The 14,401-nt window shown below is 48.8% G+C and carries 10 protein-coding genes and 1 tRNA gene; 6 read left to right on the top strand and 5 right to left on the bottom strand.

Translation table 11 applies throughout. The annotated features are described in order from the left end of the window. Nucleotides 1–43 precede the first annotated feature (43 nt). Nucleotides 44–952 (top strand): oligopeptide ABC transporter permease OppC, encoded by a 909-nt coding sequence (oppC, locus tag O3681_RS04250; RefSeq protein WP_003683112.1) that lies wholly within the window; start codon nt 44–46, stop codon nt 950–952. 24 nt (nt 953–976) lie between these two features. After that, a complete protein-coding gene (locus O3681_RS04245) occupies nt 977–2,581 on the top strand; it encodes an ABC transporter ATP-binding protein (RefSeq protein WP_371459362.1) in 1,605 nt (534 codons plus the stop codon). Nucleotides 2,582–2,665: 84 nt separating this feature from the next. Here O3681_RS04245 and O3681_RS04240 read toward each other — a convergent pair whose 3' ends face one another. The 3 genes from O3681_RS04240 to yaaA all read right to left on the bottom strand — a co-directional run bounded on the left by O3681_RS04240 (nt 2,666) and on the right by yaaA (nt 5,547). Continuing rightward, on the bottom strand, nt 2,666–3,943 hold the full coding sequence (locus tag O3681_RS04240; RefSeq protein ID WP_107723499.1) for an O-acetylhomoserine aminocarboxypropyltransferase/cysteine synthase family protein: 1,278 nt from the start codon (nt 3,941–3,943) through the stop codon (nt 2,666–2,668). Between the two features lie 654 nt (nt 3,944–4,597). Then, a tRNA-Ser gene (locus tag O3681_RS04235) sits at nt 4,598–4,688 on the bottom strand. A gap of 79 nt (nt 4,689–4,767) precedes the next feature. Then, nucleotides 4,768–5,547 carry a peroxide stress protein YaaA gene (gene yaaA, locus O3681_RS04230; RefSeq protein ID WP_063068245.1) on the bottom strand — a complete coding sequence of 260 codons (780 nt, stop codon included), beginning with the start codon at nt 5,545–5,547 and terminating at the stop codon, nt 4,768–4,770. A gap of 170 nt (nt 5,548–5,717) precedes the next feature. On the opposite strand from yaaA, the gene O3681_RS04225 reads away from it, so the two are divergent. Both O3681_RS04225 and O3681_RS04220 read left to right on the top strand, forming a co-directional pair. Further along, nucleotides 5,718–6,107 carry a RidA family protein gene (locus O3681_RS04225; RefSeq protein WP_063076412.1) on the top strand — a complete coding sequence of 130 codons (390 nt, stop codon included), beginning with the start codon at nt 5,718–5,720 and terminating at the stop codon, nt 6,105–6,107. 70 nt (nt 6,108–6,177) lie between these two features. Further along, nucleotides 6,178–7,008, top strand: coding sequence for a symmetrical bis(5'-nucleosyl)-tetraphosphatase (locus tag O3681_RS04220; protein ID WP_371459361.1), 831 nt, complete (start codon nt 6,178–6,180; stop codon nt 7,006–7,008). A 53-nt stretch (nt 7,009–7,061) separates the two neighbouring features. Here the strand turns inward: O3681_RS04220 and O3681_RS04215 are convergent, their stop codons facing one another. Together O3681_RS04215 and O3681_RS04210 are read right to left on the bottom strand one after the other, a co-directional pair. Further along, on the bottom strand, nt 7,062–8,435 hold the full coding sequence (locus O3681_RS04215; protein WP_371459360.1) for an FAD-binding oxidoreductase: 1,374 nt from the start codon (nt 8,433–8,435) through the stop codon (nt 7,062–7,064). Between the two features lie 95 nt (nt 8,436–8,530). Continuing rightward, nucleotides 8,531–8,785 (bottom strand): hypothetical protein, encoded by a 255-nt coding sequence (locus O3681_RS04210; protein WP_049335545.1) that lies wholly within the window; start codon nt 8,783–8,785, stop codon nt 8,531–8,533. A gap of 509 nt (nt 8,786–9,294) precedes the next feature. On the opposite strand from O3681_RS04210, the gene O3681_RS04205 reads away from it, so the two are divergent. After that, entirely contained in the window at nt 9,295–9,777 is a 483-nt protein-coding gene (locus tag O3681_RS04205; RefSeq protein WP_003683125.1) for a peptidylprolyl isomerase, read from the top strand. Between the two features lie 217 nt (nt 9,778–9,994). Continuing rightward, the gene (gene glgB, locus O3681_RS04200) at nt 9,995–14,281 is read left to right on the top strand and encodes a 1,4-alpha-glucan branching protein GlgB (RefSeq protein ID WP_371459359.1); all 4,287 of its coding nucleotides are present in this window, start codon (nt 9,995–9,997) and stop codon (nt 14,279–14,281) included. The last annotated feature ends 120 nt before the right edge of the window (nt 14,282–14,401 follow it).

Below are 14,401 nucleotides of genomic sequence, written 5' to 3'. Positions count from 1 at the left end.
TTCAGACGGCCTGAAGAAAGAATAAAAAGCGAGAGAGAACATTATGTTATTCAAAAAGAAGCAGACTCAGGCCCTTGCAGAGGCAGCAGAATACGCCCAAGTACACGGCAAAAGCCTGTGGAGCGACGCATGGCGGCGTTTTAAACAGAACAAAGCGGCGGTGTACAGCATTATCATCCTGTTGCTGATCAGTATTTTTGTGATTGTGGCACCATGGATTGTCCGCTACACCTACGACTTCACCGACTGGGACAATATGCAGATTCCGCCGTCCTTTTCTACTCATCACTATCTGGGTACGGATTTGCTCGGCCGCGATTTGCTGTCGCGTGCGGCAACCGGCGGACGTATTTCCTTGCTGGTCGGTGTGGCCGGCGCATTGGTGGCCGTTGTCATCGGTACGCTTTATGGCGCGATTGCCGGCTTTATCGGCGGTAAGCTCGATTCGCTGATGATGCGCTTTTTGGAAATTTTGAACGCGTTTCCGTTTATGTTTTTCGTCATTCTGCTGACCACGTTCTTCGGCCGCAACCTGCTTTTGATTTTTGCCGCCGTGGGTTTGGTGTCTTGGTTGGACGTGGCACGTATCGTGCGCGGTCAAACCTTGAGCTTGAAGCATAAAGAGTTTGTCGAAGCGGCGCGTGTGAGCGGCGTGGCAAAACGTAAAATCGTAACGCGCCACATTATTCCGAATGTTTTGGGCGTGGTGATGGTGTATGCCTCATTGTTGGTGCCGGGCATGATTATGTTTGAATCCTTCTTGAGCTTCTTGGGCTTGGGCGTGCAAGAGCCGATGACCAGTTGGGGTTCGATGTTGCAAGAAGGTGCGATTTCGATGGAAGCTGCACCATGGCAGCTGCTCGTGCCGAGTTTCTTCTTGGTAACCACTTTGTTCTGTTTCAACTTTATCGGCGACGGCCTGCGCGATGCGCTCGACCCGAAAGACCGCTAAACCGCAACCAAAAGGATAATCAAAATGACAAAACAGTTACTGGTTGTAGAAAATCTGGACATCGATTTTGAGCTGCATGAGAAAACCGTTCATGCCGTGCGTAATGTCAGCTTTAAAGTGGCAGAGGGCGAAACATTGGCTTTGGTCGGCGAGTCCGGATCGGGCAAGTCCGTAACCTCCATGTCCGTTATGCGCCTGTTGCCTGAGAAATTTGCCCGCTACGGTAAAGATTCGCGCATTACTTTTGACGGCATTTCCATCTTGGATGCCGATGAGAAAACCCTGCGTGATTTGCGCGGCAACCGCATCAGCGTGATTTTCCAAGAGCCGATGACCTCGCTCAATCCGTTTATGCGTATCGGTGCGCAACTGATTGAAGCGGCGCGTGTACACAATAAAAAGCTCAGCAAAAAAGAAGCAGGGCAGAAGGCATTGGCATTGCTGGAGCGTGTAGGCATTAAAGAAGCCGAACGCCGCATGAAGCAGTATCCGCATGAGTTTTCTGGAGGTCAGCTGCAACGTATTATGATTGCCATGGCGCTTATTAATGAACCTGACCTGCTGATTGCCGATGAGCCGACCACTGCTTTGGATGTGACCATTCAAGCTGAGATTCTCGATTTGCTCCACGATTTGCAACAGCAAATGGGCATGGCGATTATCTTCATTACCCACGATTTGGGTTTGGCGGAACACTATTCCAAAACCGTCTGCGTCATGCGTAACGGCGAAATTGTCGAGCGCGGCAAAATCAAAGAAGTATTTGCCTATCCGAAGCACGAATATACCGCTGAACTCATCAATGCCATTCCTAAAGGCATGAAAGAGCCGGAAGAAACCAGCGCCGGTGTGTTAATCGATGCCGACAATGTCAATGTTTCTTTCGTATTGAAGCAAAACTTTTTCGGCAAACCGCTCAAAACTTTTGACGCCGTCAAAGGCATCAGCCTCAAAATTAAAGAAGGCGAAACATTGGGCGTCGTCGGCGAGTCCGGTTCCGGCAAATCCACGCTGGGTAAAGCCGTCATGCAGATGCTGCCTTATACCGGCCATATCTCCTTTGAAGGCAAAGACCTGAAAAACTATACCGCCGAAGAAGCACGCCGTCTGAAATCGCAACGGCAAATTGTGTTCCAAGATCCGTTCGGTTCGCTTTCCCCACGCCTGACCGTTGGCGAAATTATTGGCGAAGGTTTGACGGTTCATCATCCTGAAATGACCAAAAAAGAACGTATCCAGCGTGTTTTGGAAGTCATGAAGGAAGTGTCCCTGCCGCTTGACGCGCTCAACCGTTATCCGCATGAATTCTCCGGCGGCCAGCGTCAACGTATCGCTATTGCACGCGCCGTTATCCTGCGCCCGAAATTCATTCTTTTGGACGAGCCGACCTCTGCGCTTGACCGCTCCGTACAATCCAAAGTGGTCGAGCTTTTGCGCGATTTGCAGAAGAAATACGGCCTGACTTATATGTTCATCAGTCATGATTTGTCTGTTGTGCGTGCCGTCAGCGACAATGTGATTGTGATGAAGCAGGGGGAAATGGTTGAGTACGGCAGCGCGGATCAGATTTTCCACCATCCGCAAAACGATTACACCAAACGTTTGATTAACGCCGCATTTGATTTGTAGAAAAGGAAAAGGCCGTCTGAAAAGAAGTTTTCAGACGGCCTTTTTAAGCGGAGGCTTTTTTCATCTAATTAGCGCTGCTATTGCCTATGCCTGTGCGGCATCCAATGCCTGTGCCAAGTCGGCAAGCAAATCGTCGATATGCTCGATACCCACGCTCAGGCGTACCATGTCGGGGCTGACGCCTGCTGCGGCGAGTTCTGCATCGTCAAGCTGGCGGTGGGTCGTTGTGGCAGGATGGGTAGCCAGCGATTTGGCATCGCCGATATTTACCAAGCGCAGGAAGAGTTGCAGTGCGTCGATAAATTTTGCACCGGCTTCGCGTCCGCCTTTAATGCCGAAACTCAGCAAACCGGAGGCTTTGCCGCCGTAGTCGCGGTCAATCAGAGCTTTATACGGACTGTCGGGCAGGGCAGGATAGTTCACCCATTCGACCTGCGGATGTTTCTTTAAGAATTCGGCTACTTTTAGGGCGTTTTCGCAATGACGTTCCATACGCAGGGCTAGGGTTTCTAAACCTTGCAGCAGTAAAAATGCGCTGTGCGGAGACAGGGCGGCACCGGTATTGCGCAGCGGGACGACGCGGGCACGGGCGATGTAGGCGGCCGCACCAAAATGTTCGCAGTAGTTTACGCCGTGGTAAGACGGATCAGGCCGATTGAAGGTTTTTTCAAAACGCGGATTGCCTGCCCATTGGAATTTACCGCCATCAATAATGGCACCGCCAATCGTTGTGCCGTGGCCGCCGATGTATTTGGTCAGGGATTGGATAACGATGTCGGCGCCGTGTTCGATCGGGCGGAATAATGTGGGCGTAGCGACGGTATTATCTACCATTAAAGGCAGACCTTGAGCGTGTGCGGCTTGGGCGAATGCTGGAATATCGACAACATTGATGGCGGGATTGCCGATAGATTCGCAATACACCAGTTTGGTGCGGCTGTCGGTATTGGCGGCGATTTCTTCTGGCTTGGCCGGATCAATAAAGCGTACTTCTATGCCTTGGCGCGGCAGGCTGTGGGCAAAGAAATTGTATGTGCCGCCGTAGAGGGTTTTGGTTGCAATGATGTTGTCGCCTGCTTCAACCAGGGTTTGAACGGCATAGGTAATTGCAGCCATACCGCTGGCGACAGCCAATGCGGCGATACCGCCTTCCAAACGGGCAACGCGCTCTTCCAAAACGGCAGTGGTCGGATTCATCATACGGGTGTAGATATTGCCCGCTACATCAAGGTTGAACAAGTCTGCGCCGTGTTGCGTGTTGTCGAAAGTGTAGGAAGTGGTTTGGTAAATGGGGACAGCAGCGGATTTGGTAGTCGGTTCGGATTGATAGCCTGCATGCAGGGCAATGGTTTCCCGTTTCATTTAAATATCCTTGTAGCGATTAAATAATGATAAATAGAGGCCAGCAGATTAGGATTTGAAGGGCAAACTTTACATAACGGAAAAGTTCGGTATGTAGCAGCATACAGCCTTTCCTATAAGAAAGATTACCCTGAGCGACACGCAACTGACCCAAGAAGAACGATATCACATTCGAGACCTGTCCTACCACCATACCATCATCGAATGACACTCCATCACGACACCGTTTGCCGCAACCTCCTCCAATATAAAAGCAACGGCGGTACTCTGTGGCAACAGCTCGGAATATGCAGCAAATCCTACTGCAAATGATAAGGAAGCACACGGACCTGAGGAAAAATGTACAATCGCGTCGGCATAGGAAAAGCCCAGCATGGTTGAGCAAAAATTCCGCATTGGTAATGGGTCGGCTGATACCATTGATGGCAAAGATTAGAAAAGCGAAGACCTTTGCAAAAATCCCCCCCAAAATTCCTAAATGTCTAGGTAGGACTTTAGGGATTTGGGGGAGTTTTAAAGGGATTAGGCCGTCTGAAACTGTGTTATAGAAAGTTTCAGACGGCCTTTACGGGATTCTTTGGATTTGAAAATAAAAAAAGACTTGAATCATCAAGTCTCGCATTTCATTTTTACTAGATAAAAAAATATCAAGAATGGCGGAAGCGGTGAGATTCGAACTCACGGAGGGCTATCAACCCTCGACGGTTTTCAAGACCGTTGCATTAAACCGCTCTGCCACGCTTCCATTCTTGAAGCCGTAATATTAATGGAACTTACGGCCTTTGCCAAGAGGTATTTTAGAAAAAATATCTAGGATTCTGTTTTTATTTGGATTGTTCTTCACGCATGAATACCCATTCGGCTTCGTTTGAAGCTGCCTCATTGAATGAATAGCCCTCGTAGTCGAAATTTTTGAGCATTTCAGGCTCGGTAATGCCGTGTTCTGCCGCGTAGCGTACCATCAAACCGCGCGCACGTTTGGCGTAGAAGCTGATGATTTTGTATTTGCCGTTTTTCTCATCTTTAAAAATCGGTGTAATCAGGCGTGCGTTGAGTTTTTGGGTGTTGACGGATTTGAAATATTCTTGTGAGGCGAGGTTGATTAAAACGTCGCTGTCTGCCTGCTTCAGCGTTTGGTTGAGCAGGTCGGTAATTTTATCGCCCCAAAATTCGTAGAGGTTTTTGCCGTGCGAGTTGGCAAAGGCTGTGCCCATTTCCAAGCGGTAGGGCTGCATCAAGTCGAGCGGGCGCAGTACGCCATATAGGCCGGAAAGTAGGCGGACGTGTTGTTGCAGGTAGTCGATTTGTTCCGGTTTGAATGTATCGGCGGCGATACCTTCATAGACGTCACCGTTGAACATAAATACGGCTTGTTTGGCGTTTTCAGGCGTAAACGGCGTGTGCCATACGGCATTGCGTTCGGCATTGAGCAGGGCGATTTTGTCGGAAACATGCATCAGCTCGGCGATTTGTTGAGGGGCAAGCTGGCGCAACTCCTGCATCAGGATTTCTGCTTCGGGCAGAAGGTCGGGCTGGGTAAAGCTGCTGACGGGGGAAGGGTCTTTTTCGTTGAGGTTTTTGGCTGGGGATAAGACAAAAAACATGATAATTTCGGCTTTGAAATGAATAATGTGTGGGATTGTAGGTTTAAAATTGAGGAAGAACAAGACGGGCTAAACGCATTAATTGAATGCTTTTATTGAAACGTATTTCTGTTGAAAGTAAAATTCGAAGCTTCCACCTGATTCTGACATTTCTACTTGAGGAGAATATTATGTCTAAAACCATTATCTATACCGACAAAGCCCCTGCCGCGATTGGCGCATACAGCCAAGCAGTCCGCGCAGGCGATACGGTTTATATGAGCGGTCAGATTCCTTTGGATCCGGCTACGATGACTGTGGTCGGCAATGGCGACTTCCGCGCAGAAGCAGTGCAAGTATTTAAAAACCTGCAAGCCGTAGCCGAAGCGGCTGGCGGTTCTTTGAATGATATCGTCAAACTCAATGCTTATTTGACCGATTTGGCCAACTTTGCCGTGTTCAATGAAGTGATGGCTGAATTTATCGAACAACCTTTCCCAGCGCGCGCAGCAGTTGGTGTGGCCAGCCTGCCTAAAGGCGTTCAGGTTGAAGCAGAGGCAGTATTGGTTTTAAATGCATAATTGATGTTTTCAGACGGCCTGGGCTGGGCTTGAGGCCGTCTGAAAATAATAACAATGGAAAACAATAATAATGGCACATTACGCAATCGGAGACATTCAAGGCTGTTTTGACGAGCTGACTTTGTTGCTTGCCAAAATCGGCTTTAATCATGGTACGGATACCCTTTGGCTGGTTGGCGATATTGTCAATCGCGGCCCGAAGTCCTTGGAAACCCTGAAATTTGCCAAAGAGCATGACAGTAGCGTGCAAATGGTTTTGGGCAATCATGATTTACATCTTTTGGCAGTCGGTTGCGGTGAAGGAACACTCAAGCGCAGTGATACGGTTAAGCCGATTTTAACCCATACCGATAGTCATGCCATGCTGGACTGGCTGCGTCATCAGCCGCTTTTGGTGCGCGGCGATAGACATGTGATGGTGCATGCCGGTATTTTGCCGCAATGGTCGGTTGATAAGGCTGAAAGCCTTGCCCGTGAAGCTGAGGCTGAATTGCAAGGTAAAAAATACAGGAAATTTTTTAGCAAAATGTACGGCAACAAGCCGACCGAGTGGACAGACGATTTGACAGGCTATGAGCGCCTACGCATGATTATCAACGTCTTTACCCGTATGCGTGCGCTGACGTACAAAGGCGAATTGGATTACGAATATAAATCCACTTTGAAAAAAATGCCGCTTTACCTGCGCCCTTGGTTTAAAGCACCCGATAGGCAGAATTTGGATTATATTACCGTGTTCGGACATTGGTCGTCATTGGGCTATGTTAATACTGATCAGGTCATCGCTTTGGATACTGGCGCGTTGTGGGGCGGAGAGCTGACAGCGGTCAATTTGGATACCAATGAAGTGATACAGGTACCGTCCTTGGGCGGATTGGATTGGAAAACGGCATTGAAATAGTTTGGATAAGATAAAAGGCCGTCTGAAATGTTTCAGACGGCCTTTTGTATTGGTTAATCCAAAGAAGGCAGGAGTTTGTCCGGATTCATAATGCCATAAGGGTCAAGCTGATTTTTGATGGCATGCATCAGAATGAGTTCTGCCTGCGTACGCACGCGGGGCAGCCAATGTTTTTTGATAATGCCTACGCCGTGTTCGGCGGCAATCGTGCCGTGGCAGGCAAGGATGTTTTCATAAACAATGGTATTGACGTCATCTTCGTATTGGTAGGCTTCGTTGCTCAATATGTTGGGCAGGAATGTATTGTAATGCAGGCTGCCGTCGCCTAAATGTCCGAAGCAGACAATTTGTATGCCGGGAAAGCGGGTTTCCAGGGCAGGGGCGCATTGGCGGACAAAGGCGGCTACTTGGGCGATAGGGACGGCGATGTCGTGTTTGATGCTGGTGCCGAGTTTTCGTTGGGAAGCGGAAATATTTTCACGCAAGGTCCATAAGTCGGAGCGCTCTTGCTCGGATTGCGCCAAGATGCTGTTTTCCCATCCGTTTTGATAGAGAAATTCGGCAAGCTTTTCATCCAGTCCGGCATCGGGAACGGAATCTGCAAGTTCAATCAAAATATGCCATTCCGCATCAGCAGGCTTTTTGAGTTGGCTGAATTCCGAAGATAAATCGAGGGCAAAGCGGCTGATCAGCTCGAAGCTGGTCAAGCGCTCGGCAAAATGGCCTTGTACCGCAGTTAAAAGCGAGACGGCGGATTCAATATCGTCTAAACCTACCCATGCGGTTGCTTTGGTTTTGGGCTGGGCAAAGAGTTTGAGTGTGGCGGCGGTAATGATGCCCAATGTTCCTTCGCTGCCGATAAAAAGATGGCGCAAGTCGTAGCCGGTTGTGTTTTTGTGCAGGGGCTGAAGGTGGGAAACCAGTTCGCCGTTTGGTAAAACGACTTCCAAACCCAATACCAAATCACGCATGCTGCCGTAACGCAAGACATTTAAACCGCCGGCATTACAGGCGATATTGCCGCCGATTTGGCAAGAGCCTTCGCTGGCAAGGCTGAGTGGAAACAGTCGTCCGGCTTCGGCTGCCGCCTTTTGAGCATTTTGCAAAATCACGCCAGCTTCAACCGTCATGCTGTTGTCGGCAAGGTTGATATCGTGGATGCGGTTGAGCTTGGAGAGGTTGAGCAGTACGCCCTCGGTGGTTACCGTTGCGCCGCATAATCCGGTATTGCCGCCTTGCGGGGTTACCCGGATGCGGTTTTCAAAACAGAAACGCATGATTTTCTGCACGCTCTCAACAGAGTTCGGCTGTAAGACAATATCCGGCGAAGAAACAAAGCGGCGGCGTTGGTCGTTTAACAAGGCCGGAGTGGCTTCGATGATTTCAGAGGCGGAAAGAAACTCAGCAAAACGGTCGTGAAGGTGCATGGTAGTCAGGAGGAAAAGTCGGGAAGGGGAGTGTGAGGAATGTAAAAAAGCAGGATACGCAATGGTATCCTGCTTTTCTTATATTCAAAAGAATATTATTTAGCAGCTTCAGAAGCAGCAGAAGCAGCGGCTTCAGTAGCAGATGCAGCAGCTTCAGTAGCAGAAGCAGCGGCTTCAGTAGCTTCGGTAGCAGCAGAAGCGGTAGCTTCAGTAGCAGATGCAGCAGCTTCAGTAGCAGAAGCAGCGGCTTCGGAAGCAGCAGAAGCAGCAGTTTCAGCAGCTTTATCAGCACCGCCACAAGCGGCCAAAGCTAAAGACAATAAAGCAGCAGCGAACAGAGATTTTTTCATTTTTAAGAACCTTTTTTAAATCGATTTAAACTAAAAATAGCCGTCAAACGGCCTGTACAGTAGAAATTCATTGCTGAATTTTTTAATATTATGCCCCACGGGATAGGTCAATGCAACGTTGCGTAACCGTTTGTTGGCTAAAATCAATACGAAAATAGTGAAAATAATGTAAATCATATTGGCGTGCGAAAAATCATCTGAAAATATTCATTATTAATGAAGATTTTAAAAATACATTGTATTCAATGAGTTGTGTATTTTTATTTGTTATAGGTTTTAAGGGTTTGGAATGTTTTTGCGTTTAGGGAAATTTTTGTAATTTAGCAACTTTGTGTTGTGAAAAAGCAACTTTTGTGGATTGGAATCATTCAATTTTGTTTTTTATATGGACTTTTTCGGTTTTGTTGTATTCGCCAAAAGGATTTGTTTAAGGTAAACCGATTGTTTAGTTACAGCTGTGATAGAATAGCCTGAACTTGACTTTATAAATATTGATTAAGGACGACATGATGTCTATTGTTAAAAATTCCGTAGTTTCCCTGCATTATGAAATGTACGATGCAAACAACCAGTTGTTGGACAAAACCGAAGAGCCGATTGCTTACCTGCATGGGGGTTATGACGGTATTTTCCCTTTGGTGGAAGAAGCGTTGCACGGCAAAAATGTAGGCGATACCGTTGAAGTGGCTTTGTCGCCTGATGATGCTTTCGGCGAACAAGATCCTGAGCTGGTGCGCATTGAAGATGTAAGTGTGTTCCCTGTTGAAGTTGAAGTCGGCATGATGTTTGAAGCCGATGATCCTGAAACAGGCGATGTATTGATTTATCGTGTAACCGATGTTGCCGACGGTAAAGCCGTAGTAGACGGCAACCATCCTTTGGCCGGTATGAAAGTATTGTTCAAAGCGACCGTTGAAGGTGTGCGCGATGCGACTGAGGAAGAAATTGCCCACGGTCACGTACATGGCCCGCACGGTCATCACCACCACTAATCAGGCTTAAAGCATGATGAAGGCCGTCTGAAAAGGAATGAAATCCTCCTTTTCAGACGGCCTTTAAGTTTTTACAAGACAGATAAATAGGAAATTTTGGCGCAGGTCAAATCAAACAGGGAAATATGGATTTTGTTAGAGACTACAATGAATTACATGTAACGGTACAACAAAATCTGTATTAAGATTCAGATATTGGTAAAACAGGCAGAATGCAATGAGTGAAACATTGGAGCAGCAGGCTGTAGAGGCCGGTATTGATTTAGGCTACCACGACATCAACGGTACATATCATGCGACCAAACCTGAAGTTTTGGAATCGATCGTTGCTATTTTGGACAAAAGCAAACCGGATTCAGACGGCCTTTATCTGAATACGATGGTCGCGCATGAAAACGGTGAAGAATCTTTACAGATGCCGTCTAAATTTCATGGTGCGGAAGCGGTCGTATTGATTAATGAGGCGGATGAGTGCCAGACCTTGACTTTGTATCCGGGCGACAACGATACGCTTTGGATTAAGCTGCCCCAACTGACTTGCGGTTATTACACTTTATCGGCCGAGACCGACGGTAAATGTTGCCTTGTACGTCTGATTGTTGCGCCTGAATCGGTTTATCAACCCAAACTGCTTGCCAATGGCGGACGGATGAATGGTTTGACCATGCATTTGTACAGCCTGCGTTCCGAGCGCAACTGGGGCATAGGCGACTTTACCGATTTGCTGAACCTGATGAAATATGCTGCAGAGAAAAAGCTGGATTTTGTCGGTATCAACCCTTTGCATGCCTTGTTTACCAGCAAGCCTGCCTTTGCCAGCCCGTATAGCCCTTCTTCGCGCGAATGGCTCAATCCGATTTACTTGGATATCGAGAAAGTCGGGGCGTTTACTTATAACGAACAACTGAAAAACTGGTTGGCACAACCAAAAATCCGTCAGCGTATCGCCGCTTTGCGTGTTACGGAAACGGTGACTTATACGGCGGTTTGGGCATGTAAGCGTGATGCGCTGCAGATGGCGTTTAACGCGTTTGAACAAGATACTTGCGAGGCTGCGGTAAATGAACGTGCTGCATTTGAAGCATTTGTATTAGAAAAAGGCAAGGCTTTGCAGGGCTTCGGTTTGTTTGAGGCTTTGGACCAGTATTACAGCCGTCCCGGACAAGTGGGTTGGCAGTCATGGCCGTCTGAATTTCATCAACCTGATGGCGAAGCAGTAGAAAAATTTGCGCTTAGTCATGAGCGTGAAATCCGTTTTTATATGTGGCTGCAATGGCTTTGTGCGAAGCAGTTGCAAGAAGTCAACCAAGCCGCTGCCGAATACGGTGTCAAACTCGGTATTTACGGCGATTTGGCGGTCGGCGTGGCGCGAGGCAGCGCGGATACTTGGTTAAACCGTCAAGATTATTGTATGGACGTATCGGTCGGTGCGCCGCCCGATCCTTTGGGGCCGACAGGGCAGAATTGGAATTTGCCGCCGCTTAATCCGTCGATGTTGAAACATACGGGCTATGAAAAGTTTGCCCATCTGTTGCGCGAAAACATGCGCCTGTATGGCGTGTTGCGGATTGACCATGTGATGGCATTGTGTCGTTTGTGGTGGGTTTTAAACGATAAAACAGCAGATTTCGGCGCATATGTGCATTACGATGCCGAAGTGACTTTCGCCATTTTGGCATTGGAAAGCCAGCGCAACCGTTGCGTCATTATCGGCGAGGATTTGGGAACGGTACCCGATCAAGCGCGTTATCTGCTCAATCGCTATCAAGTGTTCTCCTACAAAGTGATGTATTTCAGCAAGGGCTGGAACGGTTTCCAATTACCTGAAGAATACCCCGAGCAGGCGATTACGGTCATCAGTACCCACGATGTTGCGCCTTTGGCAGGTTATTGGATAGGCAAAGATTTGGATACGATGTTCAAACTCGGTACTTTGCCTGATGTAGCCGCTTTTCAGACGGCCTTGGACGAGCGCGAACACGATAAAGCCGATTTGCTGGATAAATTGAAAGAAACCGGCTGTCTGGGTGCAGACGTACAAATGCCGGCAAAAGCCGATGAAATCTTGCTGGGGGCTTTGCATAAATACGGCGCATTGAGCCGCAGCAAACTTTACGCCGTACAACTGGAAAACCTGCTGGGCGTCATCGACAATCTGAATGTCCCGGGTGTAACCGAAGGCTATCCGAACTGGGCGCAAAAAATGCCGGTTTCTTTGGAAGATTTCCTACAACACCGCCTCATGGGCGGCCAACTTGCCATTATTGACGAGGTACGCATGAAAACAAACAGCCAAATCAAGGCTTATCATGAACTTGACCAAATCGAGCGCGATACGGTCGAAAGCCTGTTTCTTGCCACCCACAGCGATTTGTTCGCTTATCTGGGACGACACCGCCTTGCAGAGGGCGATGAAGTAGTACGCGTTTTGATTCCCGGCGCAGTAAGCGTGGATATCGTGAACCGCCGCAGCGGCGAACTCATCGTGCCGTCTGAAAAAATTGATGAACGCGGTTTCTTTGTGGCCGTTTTGCCTGATGATGCGCCCGATTACGCTTTGAGTATCCGTTATACCGAAGATTCCGAGCCAGTGATTGAAGAAGACCCTTATCATTTCAGCTCTGCGTTGCAAGACATGGATTCCTGGCTGTTGGCCGAAGGCAAACACCTGCGTCCTTATGAGACTTTAGGCGCACATTTTGCCGAGTTGGACGGCGTGAAGGGCGTACGCTTTGCCGTATGGGCGCCCAATGCGCAACGCGTTTCCGTCATCGGCGAATTTAATAACTGGGATGGCCGCCGCCATGTGATGCGTTTCCATCGCGACAACGGCATTTGGGACATCTTTATTCCTGCAGTCAAACTCAATGCCCTCTACAAATTTGAAATCCGCGATGCCAACGGTAATGTACGTGAAAAAGCCGACCCGTATGCTTTCGGTGCGGAACTGCGTCCAACCACGGCATCTATCGTGCGCGGCTTGCCTGACGAAGTGGAAGAACCTGCTTTCCGCGCCTGTGCCAACGCCATTGATGCGCCTATCAGCATTTATGAAGTGCATTTGGGCTCGTGGAAACGCAATCCGGAAAACAATTTTTGGCTGACTTATGAAGAGTTGGCCAAAGAGCTGGTGGCATACGTCAAAGACATGGGCTTTACCCATATCGAGTTTTTGCCTGTTTCCGAATATCCGTTTGACGGCTCATGGGGCTATCAGGCAACCGGTTTGTATGCGCCGACCAGCCGTTTCGGTTCGCCGGAAGAATTGCGTGCATTGATTAAAGCCGCGCACGATGAGGGTATTAGCGTGATCCTTGACTGGGTGGTCGGCCATTTCCCAACCGACGACCACGGCCTGGCCAAATTCGACGGCACCGCGCTGTACGAACACGCCGATCCGCGCGAAGGCTACCACCAAGACTGGAACACCTTGATTTACAACTTCGGTAGAAACGAAGTGAAAAACTTCCTGCAAGGCAATGCTTTGTATTGGATAGAACGTTTCGGCTTTGACGGTATCCGCGTTGATGCGGTTGCTTCGATGATTTACCGCAACTATTCGCGCAAAGACGGCGAGTGGATTCCGAACCAATACGGCGGCCATGAAAACCTCGAAGCCATCGCTTTCCTGCGTGATACCAACACCATGTTGAAAGAGGAAGTTCCGGCTGCGACTGAAATCGCCGAAGAATCTACTTCGTTCGCCAATGTGACCCGCCAAGAAGGTTTGAACTTCAGCTTCAAATGGAATATGGGCTGGATGAACGATACTTTGCGTTACATGATGGAAGACCCCATCAACCGTAAATATCACCACAACAAAATGACTTTCGGCATGATGTACCAGTACAGCGAAAACTTCGTCCTGCCGCTTTCACACGATGAAGTCGTGCATGGCAAACGCTCGCTGCTCGGACGTATGCCCGGCGACTGCTGGCAACAATTCGCCAACCTACGCGCCTACTACGGCTTTATGTACGGCTTCCCCGGCAAAAAACTTTTGTTTATGGGCAATGAGTTTGCACAAGGTCGCGAGTGGAACTACAACGAAGGCTTGGATTGGTTCCTGCTGGAGCAAGAGGGCGGCTGGCACAAAGGCGTACAAGACTTCGTGCGCGAATTGAACCATGTCTATAAAGACAACGCGCCGCTTTACCAATTAGACCAATGGCCTGAAGGCTTTGAGTGGCTGGTTGCCGATGACGGCGACAATTCCGTATTCGTCTTCGAGCGCCGCGACCGCGAAGGCAACCGCGTTATCGTCATCAGCAACTTCACGCCAGTAGTACGCGAAGGCTACCGCTTTGGTGTGAATTCTGCCGGCGAATACCGCGAAATCCTCAATTCAGACGACCTGCATTACAAAGGCAGTGGCGTTTCTGCCGGCGCAACGGTGGAGACAGAAGAAGTTTGGTCGCATGGCAAACCAAATTCCCTGTCTGTTACCGTACCGCCGTTGGCAACCGTTTACCTGTATCAGGCGGCGGTCAAAGACGAAGCGTAAATCAACTTTGAGGGTGGGCATCATGCCTGCCCAATCAGCTGAAAATTAAAAGATAGTGACATCAATATGACTCAAGGCCGTCTGAAAGATTTTCAGACGGCCTTATATTGGACACGAAAC

This window comes from Neisseria sp. 27098_8_158 (genome assembly GCF_041433145.1).
Classification (GTDB): domain Bacteria; phylum Pseudomonadota; class Gammaproteobacteria; order Burkholderiales; family Neisseriaceae; genus Neisseria; species Neisseria subflava_E.
This window is presented reverse-complemented; position numbering and strand designations above follow the sequence as displayed.